21 protein-coding genes are annotated in these 19,934 nt (G+C 60.6%); 10 read left to right on the top strand and 11 right to left on the bottom strand.

The features are described from left to right. Positions 1–11 precede the first annotated feature (11 nt). Complete coding sequence (locus FJQ89_RS23390) at positions 12–983, bottom strand: YVTN family beta-propeller repeat protein (protein ID WP_058049179.1); 972 nt, start codon at positions 981–983, stop codon at positions 12–14. A 196-nt stretch (positions 984–1,179) separates the two neighbouring features. Between FJQ89_RS23390 and FJQ89_RS23385 the strand changes: the two genes are divergently transcribed. The 3 genes from FJQ89_RS23385 to FJQ89_RS23375 all read left to right on the top strand — a co-directional run bounded on the left by FJQ89_RS23385 (position 1,180) and on the right by FJQ89_RS23375 (position 2,499). Further along, entirely contained in the window at positions 1,180–1,536 is a 357-nt protein-coding gene (locus FJQ89_RS23385; protein ID WP_010395194.1) for an FKBP-type peptidyl-prolyl cis-trans isomerase, read from the top strand. A gap of 190 nt (positions 1,537–1,726) precedes the next feature. After that, entirely contained in the window at positions 1,727–1,981 is a 255-nt protein-coding gene (locus FJQ89_RS23380) for an acyl-CoA-binding protein (protein ID WP_034782468.1), read from the top strand. A gap of 47 nt (positions 1,982–2,028) precedes the next feature. Next, positions 2,029–2,499: a GNAT family N-acetyltransferase gene (locus FJQ89_RS23375; protein ID WP_141171900.1), complete on the top strand. Its 471-nt coding sequence runs from the start codon at positions 2,029–2,031 to the stop codon at positions 2,497–2,499. Positions 2,500–2,590: 91 nt separating this feature from the next. On the opposite strand, the gene proX is transcribed toward FJQ89_RS23375, so the two are convergent. The 4 genes from proX to FJQ89_RS23355 all read right to left on the bottom strand — a co-directional run bounded on the left by proX (position 2,591) and on the right by FJQ89_RS23355 (position 6,856). Further along, positions 2,591–3,649: a glycine betaine/L-proline ABC transporter substrate-binding protein ProX gene (proX, locus tag FJQ89_RS23370; RefSeq protein ID WP_141171899.1), complete on the bottom strand. Its 1,059-nt coding sequence runs from the start codon at positions 3,647–3,649 to the stop codon at positions 2,591–2,593. Positions 3,650–3,658: 9 nt separating this feature from the next. Further along, complete coding sequence (gene proW / locus FJQ89_RS23365) at positions 3,659–4,762, bottom strand: glycine betaine/L-proline ABC transporter permease ProW (protein ID WP_116743309.1); 1,104 nt, start codon at positions 4,760–4,762, stop codon at positions 3,659–3,661. Then, positions 4,759–5,991, bottom strand: coding sequence for a glycine betaine/L-proline ABC transporter ATP-binding protein ProV (proV, locus tag FJQ89_RS23360; RefSeq protein ID WP_071079337.1), 1,233 nt, complete (start codon positions 5,989–5,991; stop codon positions 4,759–4,761). Before proV ends, proW begins: the two co-directional genes overlap by 4 nt. A gap of 580 nt (positions 5,992–6,571) precedes the next feature. Beyond that, complete coding sequence (locus FJQ89_RS23355) at positions 6,572–6,856, bottom strand: polyhydroxyalkanoic acid system family protein (protein WP_070219270.1); 285 nt, start codon at positions 6,854–6,856, stop codon at positions 6,572–6,574. A 199-nt stretch (positions 6,857–7,055) separates the two neighbouring features. On the opposite strand from FJQ89_RS23355, the gene FJQ89_RS23350 reads away from it, so the two are divergent. From FJQ89_RS23350 to FJQ89_RS23335, 4 genes are all read left to right on the top strand, one after another. After that, a complete protein-coding gene (locus FJQ89_RS23350; RefSeq protein ID WP_141171898.1) occupies positions 7,056–8,453 on the top strand; it encodes a gluzincin family metallopeptidase in 1,398 nt (465 codons plus the stop codon). Positions 8,454–8,554: 101 nt separating this feature from the next. Continuing rightward, positions 8,555–8,842: a protealysin inhibitor emfourin gene (locus FJQ89_RS23345; protein WP_071079214.1), complete on the top strand. Its 288-nt coding sequence runs from the start codon at positions 8,555–8,557 to the stop codon at positions 8,840–8,842. Positions 8,843–9,176: 334 nt separating this feature from the next. Next, positions 9,177–9,500, top strand: a complete 324-nt coding sequence (fdxA, locus tag FJQ89_RS23340) for a ferredoxin FdxA (RefSeq protein WP_010395176.1) — start codon at positions 9,177–9,179, stop codon at positions 9,498–9,500. A gap of 275 nt (positions 9,501–9,775) precedes the next feature. Further along, on the top strand, positions 9,776–10,996 hold the full coding sequence (locus FJQ89_RS23335; RefSeq protein ID WP_141171897.1) for a polyhydroxyalkanoate depolymerase: 1,221 nt from the start codon (positions 9,776–9,778) through the stop codon (positions 10,994–10,996). 66 nt (positions 10,997–11,062) lie between these two features. Here FJQ89_RS23335 and FJQ89_RS23330 read toward each other — a convergent pair whose 3' ends face one another. The 3 genes from FJQ89_RS23330 to FJQ89_RS23320 all read right to left on the bottom strand — a co-directional run bounded on the left by FJQ89_RS23330 (position 11,063) and on the right by FJQ89_RS23320 (position 15,338). After that, positions 11,063–11,746 (bottom strand): DOPA 4,5-dioxygenase family protein, encoded by a 684-nt coding sequence (locus tag FJQ89_RS23330; RefSeq protein WP_141171896.1) that lies wholly within the window; start codon positions 11,744–11,746, stop codon positions 11,063–11,065. A gap of 130 nt (positions 11,747–11,876) precedes the next feature. Continuing rightward, a complete protein-coding gene (locus FJQ89_RS23325; protein WP_141171895.1) occupies positions 11,877–14,426 on the bottom strand; it encodes a TonB-dependent receptor plug domain-containing protein in 2,550 nt (849 codons plus the stop codon). Between the two features lie 126 nt (positions 14,427–14,552). Beyond that, a complete protein-coding gene (locus FJQ89_RS23320) occupies positions 14,553–15,338 on the bottom strand; it encodes a substrate-binding periplasmic protein (protein ID WP_243136219.1) in 786 nt (261 codons plus the stop codon). 40 nt (positions 15,339–15,378) lie between these two features. Here FJQ89_RS23320 and FJQ89_RS23315 point away from each other — a divergent pair, with 40 nt between their 5' ends. Genes FJQ89_RS23315 through nth form a run of 3 tightly spaced genes read left to right on the top strand, consistent with a single transcriptional unit; the run spans position 15,379 to position 17,036 of the window. Then, positions 15,379–15,636, top strand: a complete 258-nt coding sequence (locus FJQ89_RS23315) for a hypothetical protein (protein WP_141171894.1) — start codon at positions 15,379–15,381, stop codon at positions 15,634–15,636. 21 nt (positions 15,637–15,657) lie between these two features. Then, complete coding sequence (gene rsxB / locus FJQ89_RS23310) at positions 15,658–16,392, top strand: electron transport complex subunit RsxB (protein WP_141171893.1); 735 nt, start codon at positions 15,658–15,660, stop codon at positions 16,390–16,392. Beyond that, positions 16,389–17,036, top strand: a complete 648-nt coding sequence (gene nth / locus FJQ89_RS23305; protein ID WP_141171892.1) for an endonuclease III — start codon at positions 16,389–16,391, stop codon at positions 17,034–17,036. Before rsxB ends, nth begins: the two co-directional genes overlap by 4 nt. 117 nt (positions 17,037–17,153) lie before the next feature. Here the strand turns inward: nth and proB are convergent, their stop codons facing one another. The 3 genes from proB to obgE are packed head-to-tail and all read right to left on the bottom strand — an operon-like array spanning position 17,154 to position 19,832. Next, positions 17,154–18,272, bottom strand: coding sequence for a glutamate 5-kinase (gene proB, locus FJQ89_RS23300; RefSeq protein ID WP_141171891.1), 1,119 nt, complete (start codon positions 18,270–18,272; stop codon positions 17,154–17,156). A 27-nt stretch (positions 18,273–18,299) separates the two neighbouring features. Then, positions 18,300–18,710, bottom strand: coding sequence for a hypothetical protein (locus tag FJQ89_RS23295; protein ID WP_099760489.1), 411 nt, complete (start codon positions 18,708–18,710; stop codon positions 18,300–18,302). Between the two features lie 12 nt (positions 18,711–18,722). Further along, positions 18,723–19,832, bottom strand: coding sequence for a GTPase ObgE (gene obgE, locus FJQ89_RS23290; RefSeq protein ID WP_096234008.1), 1,110 nt, complete (start codon positions 19,830–19,832; stop codon positions 18,723–18,725). Positions 19,833–19,934 lie beyond the last annotated feature (102 nt).

Genomic DNA, 19,934 nt, shown 5'->3' with positions numbered 1-19,934 from the left:
CACACCCGTCATCACATGCGCGGCGAGTGAGTGGCGAAATACACGCCATGCGGCGAGCGGCCCACCGGTATGGTCTTGATCACCTTGCGCGTGGTCAGGTCGATTACGGCCACTTTCTTGATCCAGCGCAAGGTCACCCACATCGTCTTGCCATCGGGCGTGATCTCCATGCAGTCCGGGCCACCGGGCACATTGATGGTGCCCACGTTTTCCAGAGTTTTCTGGTCGATGATGTTGATCGTGTTTGACACGCGGTTCGAGACAAACGTCATGCGATTGTCACCGAGCGCGCGGAAATTATGCGTGCCGGCGCCCGCCTTGATGCGCTTGACGGTCTTTTGCGTGCGCCAGTCGATCACTTCCACGTAATCGCTGCCCATGATGCCCACCAGCAAATGCTTGCCGTCGGGCGTCATCGTGATGCCGGCCGGCGCCGGACCGACAGGCATGGTCCATTTCACCGTCTGCGTGGCCAGGTCGATGGCGCTGACCTGGTTGCTGCCCTGCTGCGTAATGAAAGCCATGGTGCTGTCGGCCGTGAAGGCCATATGGCTGGGCAATTTTGGCAATGGGATGCGCTTGGCCAGTGTCAGGTTCTTGCCGTCGTAGCGGTACAGGTCGATGCGGTCCAGGCGCAGCGAGTTCGAGATGAACCATTTCTGGTCCGGCGAAAAGCCGATCTGGTACGGGTCGAGAATATTGCTGATGCGGCGCTGGATCTGGCCCGACACGGGGTCGAGGAAAATCAGTTCATTGCCGACGGAACTGGCAACGATCAGCGACTTGCCGTCCGGCGTTTCCATCAGGTGATGCGGTTCCTTGCCGACGGCAAAGGTGGACAGGGGAGCATAGGTTTTCTGGTCCAGCAGTTGCACCGTAGCATCACGGGAATTGAGCACCACCACCACTTCGGCTTGCGCCGTCGATATTGCGGAAACCAGGCACAGCGAGGAAAAAACAAGGCGGCGTAGACTGCGGAACATGGAAGAAATCACTGTTAAATACAAAACAGGCATTTTACGTGGAACACTGTATTTATTGTGTGAAATCCCCCTTAAATGCTGCCGGCAGCCACACATCGCCGTCATTTGCCCTTTTTCCCTGTGCCGCGCCTGGAATGGCGCTTTGCAACTCATTGCTCTACAATCTGAAGCTTTCATCGCCTACACAAGGATTATCATGACCACCACCACTACCGCTTCCGGCCTGCAATACATCGATACCGTCGTCGGCGAAGGCGCTGAAGCGCAAGCCGGCAACAATGTTGTCGTGCATTACACAGGCTGGCTGCAAAACGACGACGGCAGCGCCGGTTCGAAATTTGACTCGAGCAAAGACCGCAACGACCCATTCGAATTCCCGCTGGGTGCCGGCCGCGTCATTCAAGGTTGGGACGAAGGCGTGCAAGGCATGAAAGTGGGCGGCAAGCGCCAGCTGATCATCCCGGCAGCACTGGGCTATGGCGCACGCGGCGCCGGCGGCGCGATTCCACCGAACGCCACCCTGATTTTCGACGTCGAACTGCTGGGCGTATAAAGCTGCCAGGCAGTCCAGACACTGCCTGCCGCCAGACGCCGTCCTTGTGACGGCGTTTTTTTTTGAGTATCCCCTCTAATGCACGGCGCGCTTTTTTCACTATGATGTCAGGCACTGCAGCACGCACGGTGGCCACTCCGCCGGGCCTGCCGCACTTTTCCAGCGATTCCATCAGCACACAGGAGCCATCATGAGTTTACAAGAGCAATTCGAACAAGCGCAGCTCGATTCCAAGACCCTGTCCGAGCGTCCGGACAATATGACCTTGTTGAAAATTTACGCCTTGTTCAAGCAAGCCTCGAGCGGCGACGCCACGGGCGAGCGTCCTGGCATGACCGACTTCGTCAACCGCGCCAAGTTTGACGCCTGGGCGGCCCTGGCCGGCACCTCGAAGGAAGAGGCGCAACAGCAATACATCGACCTGATCGAAGATTTGAAGGACTGATCGTCGCTCTCCTGCCCCGACAACTGCCGGGGCAGTATAATTTCTGCATGACACCATCACCGATTTCCCGGGTTTCGCTGGCCGATGCCGCCGACCTGCCCCGCTTGTTCGACGTCTGGCACCTGTCCGTACGCGCCACCCACGATTTTCTTGCCGATAGCGATATCGCCTTCCTGATGCCCTTCGTCCGCGATGAGCTGGCCAGGGTGGCGGCCGAGCGCCTGCTGCACGTGCTGCGCGCCGATGATGGCGTCGCGTATGCCTTCCTGTGCGTCGAGCACGCGAGGATCGAGATGCTGTTCGTGCATCCCGACCAGCGCGGCAGCGGCGCCGGCAGCGCGCTGGTTCAGCATGCCCTCGCGGCCCTGGGCGCCACGGCCGTCGATGTCAACGAACACAACACGCAGGCATATGGCTTTTACCAGCACCTGGGCTTTATCGTGGAAAACCGCTCGCCGCTTGATCCATTCGGCAAGCCTTTCCCGATTTTGCACCTGAAACTGGCCAAAAATGCCTGAAAACTCACAAAAAATCACGAAAACAGGCCGTTAACGTCGAAATGGCTACCAAAACGGTAGCCACTCTTACATGTTGAAACGGCGTTAAAACTTACTTTTTGGCCGCCGCCAGCGCTCGCGCGATCCAGCCATCAAACGTCTGCTGGTGGTACTTGATCCAGCCGGCCGTATGGCGCGCGATATCGGCTTGCGTGCTTTCGCCGCGGCGCATGCGCTCGTTCTGCGCATTGATATCGGCCACGGGCAGTTGCATCACCTCGAACAGCTTGGCGGCGGCCGGATTTTTCTCCGCCCAGGCCTTGTTGGACACGATGCGCGCCGTGTTGACGGCAAAGCCGTAATCGCTGCCCTCGTCGAGGCGGGTATTCACCTTGTCCGGATTAGCCGAGAATGGCACTTTCAGCCAGACCACGTCCTTGCCCGGCACCAGCACGCCACTCACCCAGTACGGCGTCCACGTGTAGTACAGGATCGGTTCGCCACGCTTGTAGCGGCCCAGGGTATCGGCGATCAGGGCCGCATAGCTGCCCTGCACGTGCGTCACCGTCTTGCGCAATTTGTACGCATCCATGTGCTTCTCGATCAGCGCTTCGCAGCCCCAGCCGGGGTTGCAACCCGTCAAATCAGCCTTGCCGTCGCCATCATGGTCGAACAGCTTGGCCAGGGTGGGATCGCGCAACTGGTCGATATTCGTGATGTTGTACTTTTCCGCAGTCGCCTTGTCGATCAGATAACCTTGCGCGGCAGGCCCCGCATACTGGCCGGTGCGCAACAACTTGGCGTCGCCGCCCGCATTGTTATAAAAATCCTTGTGCATCGGGTCCCAATGCACGGCCATGAAGGTGGCGTCACCGTTGGCGATGGCGATATGTGCGGTCGGGTATTCCACTTCCTTGATCGGCTGCACTTCGTAGCCCAGCCTTTCCAGGGCCTTGTCGACCAGCATGGTCTGGAAGGTTTCTTCCGCGATCGAGCTTTGCAGCGGCTGCACCTTGACGCCCTTGCCGGGTAACTCATTGGCGGAGGCGGCCGGCGTTTGCGCCATGGCCAGGCTGGTGGTCAGGGCCAGGGCGGCGATCGCCAGGGCGGAAAACAGCTGGAACTTGCGTTGCGATTTTTGCGTCACTTTAAAATTGTCAATTTGATGCATGTGGTTCCTTTATTGTGCGTTGGCCAGCGTTGCTTGCTGTTCAACATTATTTTTCTTCGTATTGCCGCGCACCAGGCGCAGCACGAAACCGGCGGGACCCGTCTGATACCAGTGGCGCACGCCACGGCGCGGCTGACCCATCGCTTGCGTCAAACGGTCCAGGGTGATGGCCAGCAGCACGATGCCCAGGCCACCCACGGTTGCCAGGCCCATGTCCAGGCGACCAATACCGCGCAGCACCATCTGACCCAGGCCACCGACGGCGATCATCGAGGCGATCACGACCATCGACAGCGACAGCATCAGCGACTGGTTGATACCGGCCATGATGGACGGCATGGCCAGCGGAAACTGCACGCGGGTCAGCAACTGCCACGGCGAAGCGCCATAGGCACGGGCCGCTTCGATCAGGTCCGGACGCACCTGGCGGATACCCAGGTTGGTCAGGCGCACCAGCGGCGGCAGGGCGAAGATGATCGTCACGATCACGCCTGGCGCATTACCGATACCAAACAGCATCACCACCGGCACCAGGTAAACAAAGGCAGGCGTGGTCTGCATGGCGTCCAGCAAGGGGCGCAAGATATTCTGTGCGCGGTCACTGCTGGCAAGGAAAATGCCCAACGGCAAGCCGATTGCCAGACAGAAGGCCAGCGACGTCAACACCAGCGACAAGGTCGTCATGGCTTCCGGCCAGATGCCCAGCATCGACACGAGCAGCAGCGCCAGCACGGTGCCGATGGCCAGGGTGCGGCTGGTAAATTGCCATGCCAGCAAGCCGATGATGGCGATCACCGTCAGCGACGGAGCGGCCAGCAGCACGCCTTCCACGCCGGACAATACGCTGTCGATCGGCGCGCGCACGGCCTGGAAGAACGGGCGGAAATGCGCCACGACCCAGCCCAGGCCCTGGTTGATCCAGCTTTCCAGCGGCAGCGAGCCATCGAAAATCTGTGTCAGGTGAAAGCCGGACGCCTGTTCCGGCTGCACGGCAGGCGCGGCGGCGTCGAGCCATGCGGTGCTGGCGTCGGTGGGCGGCGTCAGCGCCCAGGGATTGATCTGGGCGGCCTGTTCAACAACAGGTTCTACGGTAGAAACGGTGCTTGGGTTCATGCTTGTCCTTTCTGTTGTTGTTCGGCTATGGCTGGCGTATCGCGGTCGAGGAACTTCAGCAAGGTTGTCTTGCTGATGGCGCCGCGGAAGCTGCCGTCATTGGCCACCACAGGGACGGCGTAGGGCAGTTGCGCCACCTGGCCGAACAGGCCGGCGACTGGCTCATCTGCATTGATGGTCTGCACGTCGGGCAGATAGGCATGTGCCAGGCCCAGCGGTCCCACATGGCCGTCGAGCGCACTGCGCAGCGAATCGACCGAGACGACGCCGAGGAACTTGCGCTGCGGATTGACGACGTAGGCAAACGCGCGATCCTGCTCTTCCAGCATCGACAGCGCGGCGCGCGAACCGCGGCTCGGCGATTCCGACACCACGATCTGGCTCTTGCGGGCAATATCGCTGGCCTTGAAGACGGCCGCAGCATCGACGCCGCGCACGAAGTTGCGCACATAATCGTTGGCCGGTTTACGCAAAATTTCTTCCGGTGTGCCTACTTGCACCACGTGGCCGTCTTTCATGATGGCAACGCGGTCACCGATGCGCATGGCTTCGTCGAGGTCATGCGAAATGAAGACGATGGTGCGGCGCTTGATCTGCTGCAAGCGCAGCAGTTCCGATTGCATTTCCGTACGGATAATCGGATCGAGCGCGGAAAACGCTTCATCCATCAGCAAAATCGATGGATCGCAAGCCAGCGCACGGGCCAGGCCCACGCGCTGCTGCATGCCGCCCGACAATTCGTCGGGATAGCTGGCGCCGTAGCCGTCCAGGCCTACCTGCTCCAGCGCTTGCTGGGCCAGCGCATGGCGCTCGGCCTTGGGCATGCCTGCCAGTTCCATGCCGAAGGCAGTGTTGTCGAGCACGGTAATTTGCGGCAGCAGCGCGAACGACTGGAACACCATGCTGATGTCCTTGCGGCGCAGGGCACGCAACTGGGCGTCCGGCAAGGTGTTGATGTCGTTGCCATCGATCAGGATGCGGCCGGCGGTCGGCTCGATCAGGCGGTTCAGCATGCGCACCAGGGTCGACTTGCCGGAACCGGACAGGCCCATGATGACGAAGATCTCGCCCGCTTCAATGGTAAAGGTGGCGTCGAAGACGCCGATGGTGCAGTCGGTCTTGGCCAGGATATCCTGCTTGCTGGCGCCCTTGCGGACGAGTTCAAGTGCTTCTTCTGGCTTGTCGCCGAACACTTTGAACACATGGTCGATAATGATTTGTTTTGCCACGATGTGGTTCTCCCTCGATTTGACGAATGGAATGAAACCCAGCAAGCTGCTAGCTTGCGGCGGGAATCAGCAAACCCTGTTGCGTCGGCTACGCCACGGCGCAAAAGCACACGGGAGCGACAGTAAACAGGGGGTGACACGCGTATGACCAGCGGATGGCCAAAGCCGGTGCCGGGGTGCCGTGTGCGTGCTAAAAGAGGCTGTGGTTCAGGACTTTTAACAACGCTAGCGCCATGCAAATACATGGCACCAAATGTATTTGACCGAAAAAATCGACCAATCTACTTTTAACTGGATGCGGGTGTAAAACCCGAAGAATTATTCACCACTCAGCGAGCGGAGAGTACTGCGAAGCAGAAGGTGAAACGCGGTGTAGCTGTTGTAAATATGACTCAAGTATAACGCAAAAATCCACCAAAGTCCAATGGCTTTCCAAATAGAAATGTGCTAGCAATGTTCGTCAGCGTACAGTCAGACGCAAAAAAGGCGAAAAGCGACGTGTTTGCATCGTCTTTTCGCCCATCGCTGCCACGCTTGCCCTAGCACCAAACAGGGTGCGAGACAAGCGGGTGGAACGCCATCAAACTGCTTCGGTAAACACCTTGCGCATCTTCTCGGCAATTTTGCCTTCGATGGTGGAAGCAAAGGCGCTGAGCATGAAGCCCAGCTTGATTTGCAGTTGCGCCTGCTCTTTTTCCAGAGTCAGCGAACCATCGACGCCGCTGCGCTCGAAGCGCAGCACGTCGCCATCCCAGGCGCACGCCAGGTCATATTCCTGGGCCAGCTTGTCGGCCACTTGCTGCGCCGCTTCGCGCGCCTTTGCTGCTGTCAGCTTATGTTGCTGAACTATATTTATATCCGCCATCAAACGATCCTTTTATTATAAAAACGGGGCCCTACGGCCAGCATCATACCAGCCACCATGCGGCAGGCGCGGCCGCAGCGGGCACTGGCCTGGCAAAAAACGCCCGCCGTCCCGCATCTCGTTTGCGCGGGATCAAACCGGATACACCGAAGCGGGACGACTATTCCAATTCCAGCTGCGCGTATCTTGGAGAGCTACCATGGACCAGAAAGTCATCGTGCCGGTCGAAGCCGTGCTGACCAAATGCGTGTCCCTGCCCGTCGGCTATGTCCCTACCCCCTCGGCGCCGTACCGCCAGCACCGCAAAAATGCGCAACTGACCCTGCAGCCGGGCCCGCCGCGCCTGAGCGAGGCAACGGCCCGCAACCTGGCCGCCGTGCCCGTCGGTTCGCGCGTGCTGATCTGGAAGCAAGACCCGTCCGTCAGCGACCTGGGCACGCGCAAGGCCTTCTTGCCCGGCCTGATCCTGCAAGGCCCGCGCGACGCGCGCATCACGTTTGGCGAACCGGGCATCGCGCAGGTCAGCCCGAATGCCTTCGGCGACTTCATCGTCTCGCCCAACACGGACCAGTTCGATGCCGTGCACACCTTTGCCATCGTGCGCATGACGCTCACCATGTACCAGCGCGCACTGGCCAGCAACGACACGGCGCCGCCCCTGCCCTGGCAATGGAATAGCGCCAGCAATACAGCGCCCCTGCGTGTGTTCCCGCACGGCTTGCCCAATGTGATGAACGCGTACTACAGCCGCAGCGACAAGGCCCTCAAGTTCGGCGACTTCATCCCCAGCGGCGCCACCGAGCGCGTCTACACCTGCCGCTCGCTCGACATCGTCTCGCATGAAACGGGGCACGCCGTGCTCGATGGCCTCAAGCCGAACTGGCTGCTCAGTAACAATCCACCGCAAACGGGCGGCTTGCACGAATCGTTCGGCGACCTGACCGCCATCTTCCTGGCCCTGTCGCAGCTGGACCAGGTGGAAGCGGTGATTGCCCAAACCAAGTCCGACCTGCACGACAAGACCTTCCTGGCCGACCTGGCGGAACAGTTCGGCCTGGCCCTGGGCCGGCCTAACGGCTTGCGCAATGCCGACAACGACATCAAGTTGTCGGAAGCAGGCACGGAAGTCCACGCCATCTCGCAAGTGTTTACAGGGGCCATCTACGACATCCTGGCCGACATCTTTGCCCACGAACGCCAGCCCCAGCTGGAAGACGACGCGGCCGTGCTGCACCGCTGCGGCGACTACCTGCGCAGCCTGGTCCTGCGCGCCCTGGTGGCGTCGCCCGAGCAAGCCGCCACGTATGCCGACGTGGCTGGCCACATGCTGACGATCGCCGAGGCCGACGGCAATGGCGCCTACCTGGACTACATCCGCAACAGCTTTACCGTGCGCGAAGTGCTCAAGGCGAATGCCATGACAGAAGATGGCCAAATGAGCTTTGCCGCCGACATCGTCGACGGGGATGGTGCCGTGCAAGACAGGCGCGCCTGCTGCGGTACCATGAACCACGCGGAATACAGCGAGTCGGATCAATTGCTGGAAGCGGAGCGCGAAGCGCTGGCCGCCTGGTGCCGCAGTTACGGCGCACGCTAGAAAGTACGACAGCGCAGTACCAGCGCAATACACCAGCGCACCAGCGCGCCCGCTTCAAACCTGCCAGACTGGCCCCACCAACATCGACAACAAGGAGCAGCATGAAAATTTCAGCCCGCAGCAGCGGCGGCTTTGCCGGCCTGAGTGAACAGTATGACATCGATACGCAGGCCCATCCGGCTGGCCCCGGACTGGAAGCGGCACTGGCCAGCAGCGGCTTTTTCACGCATCAGCAAGCCACGGGAGAACAGCTGGGTGCCGATATCCCCCGCTGGCAGATCACCGTTGACGCGCCCACCGCGCGCCGCACCATCACATTTGCCGAGGATGGCAGTGCTGAAAATGCACGTTGGCAACAGTTGCTGACGCAAATACGTGCCAGCGCCTGATTTTTCTGGCATGTATTTGGTATCGATCTTGATTTGAGTAAAACAAAAACACCACACGGCAAGTCAGCACGCTGCCCGCACTGCGCCCTGCCGCATCGGGCGACTGTCGCTTTCTTGCCGCGTTCGTCATGGCAACGTCCCGGATAGTCGCTGAATTGCACTCTCTGCACGGCAACGGCAACGCGAAAAAATGAATTTGCTTATACGTATTGTATATAAGCGGGATTTGTGAGAAATAGCGAATTGCCTTAAAATACAATGCTTTGCTTTAGTATGCGCCGCCGAGGTTCCTGCAGGCGCTACAGCACCTCCCCCAAAAATTGATAGGACTGTTATGACCCACGTTGTCACCGAATCCTGCATCGCCTGTCGCTACACCGACTGCGTCGATGTCTGCCCGGTAGATTGTTTCCGGGAAGGCCCGAACTTCCTGGCGATCGATCCGGACGAATGTATTGACTGCGCCGTCTGCGTGGCAGAGTGCCCGGTGAACGCGATTTTCGCGGAAGAAGACGTGCCGGGCGACCAGCAAGCCTTCATCAAGATCAACGTCGATCTGGCCCGCAACTGGCCTTCGATCACCAAGACGAAGGCTGCCTTGCCGGAAGCCGAGCAATACAAGGACGTCAAGGACAAGCTCGACATGCTGGTGCGCTAAACGCACGGCAGTTGCGGCGGCCATTCCGATGGGGATCGTCCTCCCCGCCGGGGCGTAGCGGCAAATAAATATACAAAAAGCAGCGGAAACGCTGCTTTTTTTGCTTTTAAAACATCGTTGCAGGTCTATCCACGCAAGTGTGGCGCGCTGTCACATCGATGCGCAAACTATGGACCTATGCGCGGTAAAGCACATTTTGTCCTCAACAAATATCGTAGAATTGGATTATGATATTTGAGCCGATATTGGCGCTTGGAATTAAACAAGGACTCTATATGCTTTACCAACTGCACGAACTGCAACGCTCTTTCCTCACTCCGGTGATGCAATGGGCAGACATGTCCTCCAAGTTATTTACCAACCCGGTTTCCCCACTGGCCCACACTCCGTTTTCGCAACGCATCGCAGCCGGCTACGAGCTGATGTACCGCCTTGGCAAAGACTACGAAAAACCGCAATTCGACATCAAATCCGTGCTCGTCCAGGGCGAGAGCGTCGACATCCGCGAACACGTTGTCGTGACAAAACCGTTTTGCCGCCTGATTCACTTCAAAAAAGAAGCCACTGGCTTGCAACAGCCCAAAGTTTTGCTGGTTGCCCCCCTGTCCGGTCACCACTCGACCCTGCTGCGCGATACCGTGCGCGGCTTACTGGCCGAGCACGATGTCTACATCACCGACTGGACGGACGCGCGCATGGTACCGCTGACGGAAGGCCCGTTCCACCTGGACGACTACATTTACTATGTGCAGGAATTCATCCGCCTGCTGGCGCCTGACTTGCACGTGATTTCCGTCTGTCAACCGACCGTGCCTGTGCTGGCCGCCATCTCGCTGATGGCGACGGCAAAAGATCCGCACATGCCGAAGACCATGACGATGATGGGCGGCCCCATCGACCCGCGCCGCTCGCCCACGCAAGTGAACAACCTGGCGACGGAAAAGAAATTCTCGTGGTTTGAAAACACCGTGATCTACGCGGTGCCGCCGAACTACCCTGGCTTTGGCCGCAAGGTGTATCCGGGCTTCCTGCAGCACGCCGGTTTCATCGCCATGAACCCGGGCCGCCACGCACAAAGCCACCGCGAGTTCTACATGCACCTGGTGACGGGCGATGACGAGCCGGCGGAAGGCCATCGCCAGTTCTACAACGAGTACAACGCCGTGCTGGACATGCCGGCCGAGTACTACCTGGAAACCATCAAAACGGTGTTCCAGGAATTCAGCCTGCCGACGGGCACCTGGAAAGTGGGCGGCCAGCTGGTGCGTCCGCAAGACATCACGAATGTGGCGCTGTTTACCGTAGAAGGCGAACTGGACGACATTTCCGGCGCCGGCCAGACGCAGGCGGCGCATGACTTGTGTTCCGGCATCCCTGCCGAGATGCAGCAAGATTTCGTGGCGCCGAAATGCGGCCACTACGGCATCTTCTCGGGCCGCCGCTGGCGCGAGGTCATTTGCCCGAAAATCGGCGAATTCATCCAGAAACACGGCTGATACACAGCATATCCATCAAAACGCCACGCCAGTTCACACTGACGTGGCGTTTTTTTTATACCCAGCTCATGCGCGCGACGTTTCGATTTTCACTGTCGGGTGCGTATTGACAAAGATCTGCTCGACTCGCGGTTCGCCCGGCCCCGGCTTCTTCATCGCATAGCCATTCACGGGCTGCGAACGGTTCACCCACAGCGCGTAATACAGATGGTCGGCGCGCGGATCTTCCGTATTCGGGTGGATCAATATCGTCAGGCCCAGGCTGTTCAACTGCAGCCACGGCACGATCACGGGCAGCAAATCATTGGTAAAGCCGAAATAGAACGAGGGCGTCACGTGCGGGCCGCGCGGCTCCAGGTTCCAGTCGCCCAGCTCGATCTGGAAGCGCTCGGCCGCCCACTTGCGTATCAGCGCCGCCTTCTGGTAACTGTCTTCATCAAAATAAATATGCGCGTGATAACTCTCGATATCCGTGTAGGCGCGCGGCTTGCCCGGCAAGGTTTCCTCGCCGGGCCGCACGCTGACAGGGCGCGGCGTGGGCGCCGTATCCGTATGCTCGCCCCACGGACTTTTACCGGGTGCTGGTTGCGCGCGTTTGACGGCGCCATCCTGCGCCAGCACGGAACCAGTCAGGCTAGAGGCGGCCAGCGCCGCCACCAGGCCGCCGCCACGCAAGACCGTGCGGCGTTGCGGCGAGAGGAGATTGGCCCATTCCAGATCGATGGCCGCGTGTTGCGTGTTGTCAGACATGTGAGTTCCTGATTTTTAGATAAGTAATAAAAAGTGCTCAATGAAAAGGTCAGGGCCAGGCGCATTGCCGAAGACAGTACGAAAGTACGGCGAGGCGATGCAACGCCGCCATGGCCTTTTTTGAGCGCTCTTAAAAGGACACGGTGGCGCGGGCGTAGTAATAGCCGCCCAATACGCCTAATGGCCCCGAGTTGTCATACGCGCCCGTGTACTGCGCCAGATTCGACGCGCTGCGTGCCTCGCGCGGCACCTGGCTGGGCTTCTGGTCGAAGACATTGTTGGCGCCTACCGTCACGTTGATGCGCTTGCTGATGTCGTAGCCGACGCTGACATCCGTCACGAAGGCGGCCTTCAGTTGATAATCGCCGCCTGTGATGGCGTTCAGGCGCTTGAGTTTGCCGTAGCGCGTCTCGCGCAGGTTGAACGTCCAGCCCGCTTTTTCATATGCCAGCGTGACGATCTCCTTGTCGCGCGGTGCGCGGTACAGCAAGTCATACTCGGCCGACTTGCTCAGGGTGCCGATATTCGGCAAGCCTTGCAGCACCGTTGGCAGTGCGGCCTTGTCCACCAGACTCGTATGGTTGAGATTCGCCGCCGCCGTCCAGCGCAGCTTGCCATCGGCCACGCGCAGCACATCTTCCGCCGTGAAATCGATGCCGCGCGTGCGCGTGTCGCCCACGTTGGCAAAGTAATGCGCGACGAGGCCATTACCCACCGTCAAGCCCGCCGAGCGCAGCAGGTTCTCAATGACGGTTGCTTGCGCCGCCGTCAACGGCCGGCCGCTGCCGTCGAGCGCCACGCCCGAGCTGCGATCGATGCCGATGTTCGACGACACGCCCAGGCGGTCGCTGACTTTGATTTGATACGCATCAACGGCCAGGCGCAGTGTCGGCGTAGGATTGATGGTCAGCCCGGCCGACAGGTTCGTCGATTTTTCCGGTTTCAACGCTTGTGCGCCCAGGGCCCGCGCCGCGGCCGAGCTTGGCTGCGCCAGGGTGTAGGGAACGCCCGCATGGTCAGACGTGTTCGAATACGATTGCGTCACCAGGTTGGGCGCGTGGAAACCATTGCTGACGGTGCCGCGCACGGCCACGGCGGGCGTGACGTCATAGCGGGCAGACAAACGCCCCGTCGTCTTGCTGCCGAAATCGGAATACTTCTCGGCACGCAGGGCCGTGTCGAGCAGCCATTGCGGCGTCAATTTGGCGCCCAGGCCGATATACGCTGCATAGCTATGGCGTGCCGTGTCGGACGCATCGACGGGCAGGTAGCCGGCCAGCGCCGACGAGCCGCTGCCCTGCCAGGAAGCAGGTTCGCCCGGGCTGCGCTGCTGCGTTTCATGCGAATACTCGAGACCGACGCTGAGGTCGGCCGGTTCGCTCAAGCCCAGCGGCACGGGACGGCGCAGGTCGGCGTTGGTGGTCGAGCGGCTGTAGCGCTGGTTGCCGATGTCAAAATCGGTCTTGCCACCCGGATAGGTCAGCGAGTAATTGGCCGAATTTTCCACGCCCACGTCGATATCGTCGCGGCCGTAGGTGCTGCTGATATCCCAGCTCCAGCCCGCCGTCTCGCCCTTGATGCCACCCGTCAAGGAAAAGTCGTTTTCGCTCGTCGTTTCATACGGCGTGAAGCCGTCGGGATACACGGACAGCAAGCCTTTGTTGTTATTGAAAATGGTATTGGGCAGGCGGAAATTCTGCGCCGAGCGGGCATTGCGGTGGGCATACGTGCCGAAGCCGTACAGCTGCACCTCGTTCGACACGTCATAGCCGACGTTCGCGCTGAGCGAGGCAGTCGTGCTTTGCGGCACGCCCGTATTGCGCCATGGATTGCTGTTGCGGTTCGCTTCGGCCGGGTTCGGCGAAGCGCCGGCGGGCAAGCTGTTGTTCGGTCCCAATTTGACCAGCTGGCCATCGCTGTTGCGCACGGCCGGATACGACAGATAGCCGGCATTCAGGCCGAAATTGCGCACGGCGATGCCCTGGCGCTGGACTTCGGCGCCGAAGTGGGCAAAGCCGTGTTCGCCCAGACGCGTGCCGCCATCGATGCGCGCGGAACCGTTCGTGCCGTCGCCATCGTAGGTGGAACCGAGCTGCGTGCTGAAGCTGCCCTTGTCATCGGATTTCAAGATGATGTTGATGACGCCGGCGATGGCGTCGGAGCCGTAGATGGCCGAGGCGCCATCACGCAGGATTTCCACGCGGGCAATGGCCCCCGTGGGGATCAGGGCCAGGTCGGTGGCGACGGAACCGGGAAAGCCATCCTCATTGACGATGGCCGTCGTATGCCGGCGTTTGCCGTTGACCAGCACCAGCGTATGCGACGGGTCGAGGTTGCGCAGCTGCCCGGCGCGCACGATGCTGCCCAGGTCGGGCTGCACGCGGGCCGGCAAGTTAAACGATGGCAAGGCCGTGTCCAGCGCATCGAGCAGGTTCAACTTGCCTGTAGCTTGCAATTGCTGCGCGCTGATCACGTCGATGGGCGCGGCGCTGTTGGCCACCGTGCGGCCCGTGCCGCGCGCGCCCGTGACGATGACGGCGTCGAGCGCGCCAGCGCCATCCAGGGCGGCTTGCGCATGCGCCAGGCCGGGCGCTGCCAGCGCCAGTACGGCCACCGAGACGGCGTGTGCCAGTTGCCGCAGGCGTGGTGCGGGGTAGTGCTTGTGAATCAGTTCCAACATACGAAAACATCCTTTCAAAGTCGTCAACACAGTGGTTGCAGACTAAAGGATGGACAAACAAACAAGAACGAATGGTTTCGTATTTAGATATTTCGTTTTGGCAACGAACAACAGTGGCGCGATAGCTCAGGGATTCGGTGGCGCCGTCGCCAGGCTCTGGTCGAGCCGCTTCCAGTAATCGCGTTCCAACCGGGCCGTGTCGATATCGCGCGCCGCCTCGTTGAAGCGCTTTTGCTGCACCGCGCCGTCCGCGGTGCGCTGGAAGCACACATGCACGGGGCGCTCCTTGAAAACGGTATCGATAATGGCGATGCGCTCACGCTCGGCCTTGCTGAAGTTGCGTCCCATCAGCAAGTGCTGCAGAACGTGTCGCTCGATGACGATCACGCGATATCGCTTGATGAACAGTTTCTTCAGATTCGTCGCGTCATTCAAGCCCTCTTCCGTCTTCAGTTCGCCACGCGCCACCATGCCATCGAACTGCTCGCCATTCGAATAGCCGGCCACGGTGCCGATGCGCAGCTTGCCCAGTTCGGCCAGGGTGGTACCGGGCACGCCATCCTCCTTCAGGTAGGCCAGCACCCCCTGTGTGTTGCCAACCGGAACAGAAAAGTGGCAGAGTTTTTCCCGCTCGGGCGTGCGCCAGACGGCCAGTAAACCCGCGTAGCGGGGACTGCTCAAACCAAACTGCATGGCGCGCTTCCACGGAAAATACTCATACTTAACGACATAGCCCATGCGTTCGAAGACGGCGCTAACCATGGCGCCCGACATGCCATCGGCAGGCAGGCTATGGGAAATGAAGGGCGGCCAGTCTTCCGCCGCGAAACGGACGATGCGCGAACTGGCAGCGCCCGGCGTCGCCACGGGGGAGGTCGCCTGCCCGTGCGCAAGGGCAAGCGTAGAGTGCATGAGCAAACAGAAGGGCAAACCAACTGTCCGGAGGAAACGCATGTTTGGCTCCTATGGCCTGGCGCACCTGGCAGTGCAGGCGCGGCAACAGGGCTGGCGGTCGGCTTTTTTTAATCACAGGCTTGATAAAAATCATGCTCCCACAAAAAAAAGAAATTGCAAAGTTGTTTATTTTCACTTTGACATTCCCGCAGGAAATAAAATACGATTGCGGCGCGCCTGCAACAGCTCGCCATGGCACACCTTATCCCTCTCACGAAACAGGTTTTTACTTGTGCGCGCGCCGGATGGCCGATAATGGCGTTTTACCGTATCGAAGATGACCGTGCCGCACCCTGCCCCTCCCTCACTTGCCGACCAGATCGAAGACTTGCTGCCGCAAACGCAATGCACCAAATGCGGCTACAACGGCTGCCGCCCGTATGCGGAAGCGATAGCCGCCGGCAGCGCCGACATCAACCAGTGCCCACCGGGCGGCGCACAGGGCATCGTGCGCCTGGCCGGCTTGCTGGGCAAAAAAGTCATTCCGCTCAATCCCGTCAACGGCCTCGAACGTCCGCGATCTGTCGCCTATATCGATGAATCGCTGTGTATCGGCTGCACCCTGTGCATCCAGGCTTGCCCGGTGGACGCCATTGTCGGCGCCGCCAAGCAGATGCATACGGTGGTGTCCAGCCTGTGCACGGGCTGCGACCTGTGCGTGGCACCCTGCCCCGTCGACTGTATTGTGATGTACCCGGTCAGCGGCGACGCCACCGGCTGGGATGCCTGGAGCCAGGCGGAAGCCGACGATGCGCGCGCGCGCCACGATTTCCGCACACGGCGGCTGCGCCGCGAAGCCGAGGCCAACGACGCGCGCCTGGCCGCCAAGGCCGTCGCCAAGATGCAGGAAGTGACGCAGGAAGTGCCTGTCACGCCCGATGAACAGGCGGAGAAGGAACGCAAGCGCGCCATCATCGCCGCCGCCATGGAGCGCGCGCGCGCCAAGGCCGCCGCCAGCGTCGCCGCCCAGACCGAACCGCCCGCCCCCACCACGCCGAAAAAAGACGCATGAACGCCGCCAAACGCCTGGAAATCTTTACGCGCTTTCGCGCCGCCAATCCGTCGCCAAAAACGGAACTCGAATACACGACGCCGTTCGAGCTGCTGATCGCCGTGCTGCTGTCGGCGCAGGCGACGGACGTGTCCGTCAACAAAGCCACCCGTTTGCTGTATCCGGTCGCCAATACGCCAGCCAAGATACTGGCCCTGGGTGTCGATGAGCTGGCCAGCTACATCCGCACCATCGGCCTGTTCCGCACCAAGGCCAAGAACGTCATCGCCACCTGCCAGATCCTGCTGGAACAGCACGGCGGCGAAGTGCCGCGCGACCGCGCCTCGCTGGAAGCCTTGCCCGGCGTGGGCCGCAAGACGGCGAATGTGGTCATGAACACGGCGTTTGGCGAACCGACCATGGCGGTCGACACGCATATCTTCCGCGTCTCGAACCGCACCGGCATCGCGCCGGGCAAGAATGTCGATATCGTCGAGCAAAAACTGTTGAAATTCATACCCAAGGAATTCCTGCACGACGCCCACCACTGGCTCATCTTGCACGGCCGCTACACATGCACGGCGCGCAAACCGCAATGCTGGAACTGCATGATTGCCGACTTGTGCGATTACAAGAGCAAATCGCCGATGCCGGCCGTGGTGTAGGCAAAAAAACGGCCCGAATAGGGCCGATGGAGTCGCTGCGTAGGTCGGATTAGGCGCAAAGCGCCGTAATCCGACAACATTGGAGCTGTCGGATTACGCGCGACGCGCTAATCCGACCTACAACAACACCATATTGTCGCGGTGAATCAGCTCATGGCCTTCCATATAGCCGAGAATCGACTCGATCTCGGTGGAGGGCTTGCGCATGATGCGGCGCGCTTCGCCGCTCGTGTAGTTGGACAGGCCGCGCGCCACGGGTACGCCGTCGGCATCGACGCAGGTAATGACGGCGCCGCGGCCGAATTCGCCGTTCACGCCCGTCACGCCGATCGGCAACAGGGACTTGCCTTCCTGGCGCAGCTTTTGCACGGCGCCCGCGTCCAGCACCACGGCGCCGGCCGTGTGCAGATGATCGGCCATCCACTGCTTACGCGCCGTCAACTGTCCCGTTTGCGCCAGCAACTGCGTACCGATCGCTTCGCCCTGCGCCAGGCGGCTGAGCACGTCGCTGTCACGGCCCCAGGCGATGATCGTATGAGCACCGGACTTGGCGGCGCGCTTGGCGGCGAGGATTTTCGTCAACATGCCTCCACGCCCCAGGCTGCTGCCGGCGCCGCCGGCCATCGCCTCCAGGGCCGGATCGCCCGCCACACCTTGCGTGATCAGGTAGGCGTTCGGGGCCTTGCGCGGGTCGGCCGAGAACAGGCCGTGCTGGTCAGTCAGGATGACCAGCGCATCGGCCTCGATCAGGTTGGCCACCAGGGCGCCCAGGGTATCGTTGTCGCCGAACTTGATTTCATCGGTGACGACCGTGTCGTTTTCATTGATGATCGGCACCACCCCCAGGCGCAGCAGGGTCGTCAGGGTGGAGCGGGCATTCAGGTAGCGTTCGCGGTCGGCCAGGTCGGCGTGCGTCAGCAGCACTTGCGCCGTGCCCAGCTGGTGGGCGCGGAAGCTGCTTTCATAGATTTGCGCCAGGCCCATCTGGCCGACGGCGGCGCAGGCCTGCAATTCGTGGATATCGGTGGGGCGCTGCTCGAAACCGAGGCGCAGCATGCCTTCGGCGATGGCGCCGGAGCTGACCAGCACGACTTCCTTGCCCAGCGCGCGCAAGCCGGAAATCTGCGCAGCCCAGCGGGCAATAGCTGCATGGTCGAGTCCGCGGCCATCGTTGGTGACCAGCGAGGAGCCGACTTTGATGATGATGCGGGTAGCTTTTTGAATCACGGAATCCATGGGGCGGCGCTCTTCACTTAATAGACGTCAGCGCGCAGGACGCAGCAGCAGCAAGGCCAGCCCCGCCGTCAGCTCCATTGCGCACATGAACAACACAAAACCCTGGGGCAAGCCGAAACTGATGGCCGCGTACAAACGGCCGGCGGGCTGCGCCAGGACCAACATTGCAGTGATATCGCCGAGGATGGGCGGTTCGCCCTGCCGTGCTGCGAACAGCGCCAGGAGCGCGGTAGCGCCCCAGACACCGACATGGGAGGCGTAGAACTGGCTGTAGCCATTGACGCCATTGAGGAAGATGCCCATGCCGGCCGCCATTTCATCGGCGAACAGCAGGCAGGCGACCACGCTCAGCCCGTAAGCATACGCGATCAGATGCAATACACGGCGCTGCCACGCTTGCTTGCGCGAAGACGCGACAGCGACCGCCTGTACTGACATCAGGATACAGCCTTAATCGAGGATCTTGAAACGCGGATCATCCGGGTCGATCGACGAGATACCGCGTGCTTCTTCGGTCATCTGCGTTTCTTCGGCACGGCTTTCGCTGTGTTTCTTCGCTTCCAGATGCTGATAAATCGCATTCACCAGTTCCGGGCAACCCTGATGGTTCAGCGCGGAGATCTCGAAGACGGGACCTTTCCAGGCGAAACGCTTGAGGAAGTCCTTCACCAGCTTCTTGCGGTCTTCTTCCGGCACCATGTCAAGCTTGTTCAACACCAGCCAGCGCGGCTTGTCGACCAGCGACTCGTCGTATTTCTTCAGCTCCTTGACCAGCGCCTTGGCTTCCTTGACCGGATCGACGTTGGTTTCAAACGGCGCCAGGTCGACGATGTGCAACAGCAGACCCGTGCGCTGCAAGTGACGCAGGAATTGATGGCCCAGGCCGGCGCCTTCGGAAGCGCCTTCGATCAAGCCGGGAATATCGGCGATCACAAAGCTCTTCTCGTGCGACACGCGCACCACGCCCAGGTTCGGGTGCAGGGTGGTAAATGGGTAATCGGCAATTTTCGGACGCGCGTTCGAGACGGCCGAAATGAACGTCGACTTGCCGGCGTTCGGCATGCCCAGCAGGCCCACATCGGCCAGTACCTTCAGTTCCAGGCGCAGTTCGCGGCGTTCGCCTTCCTTGCCCTCGCCTTTTTGGCGTGGCGCGCGGTTGGTCGAGGACTTGAAGTGGATATTGCCCCAGCCGCCTTCGCCGCCCTTGGCCAGCATTTCGGTCTGGCCGTGTTCGGTCAGATCGGCCAGGATTTCGCCGCTCGCGTTGTCGATGATCAAGGTGCCGACCGGCATGCGCAGATGGATATCATCGGCGCCCTTGCCATAGCAATCTGCGCCACGGCCAGGCTCGCCATTGCGAGCCTTGTGCATTTTGGAGAAGCGGAAATCGACGAGCGTATTAATATTGCGGTCGGCGACTGCCCAAATGGTGCCGCCCTTGCCGCCATCGCCGCCATCGGGACCGCCGAAAGGCCGGAATTTTTCACGGCAGAAAGAGGCGCAGCCGTTGCCGCCATCGCCCGCGATGACTTCGATTTTTGCTTCGTCGATAAACTTCATAATTTTGCCGCCATAAAACTAAAAAGGCTCTACCTTGGGCAGAGCCTTTCGATTGAAGGCTTGCGCCTTACATCATGCGATCACGGCGGGGCGAACTGGCGC

The sequence above is a fragment of the Janthinobacterium tructae genome (assembly GCF_006517255.1).
Classification (GTDB): domain Bacteria; phylum Pseudomonadota; class Gammaproteobacteria; order Burkholderiales; family Burkholderiaceae_D; genus Janthinobacterium; species Janthinobacterium tructae.
Note: the sequence above shows the minus strand (reverse complement) of the source record. Positions and strands in the feature narration are given on the sequence as shown.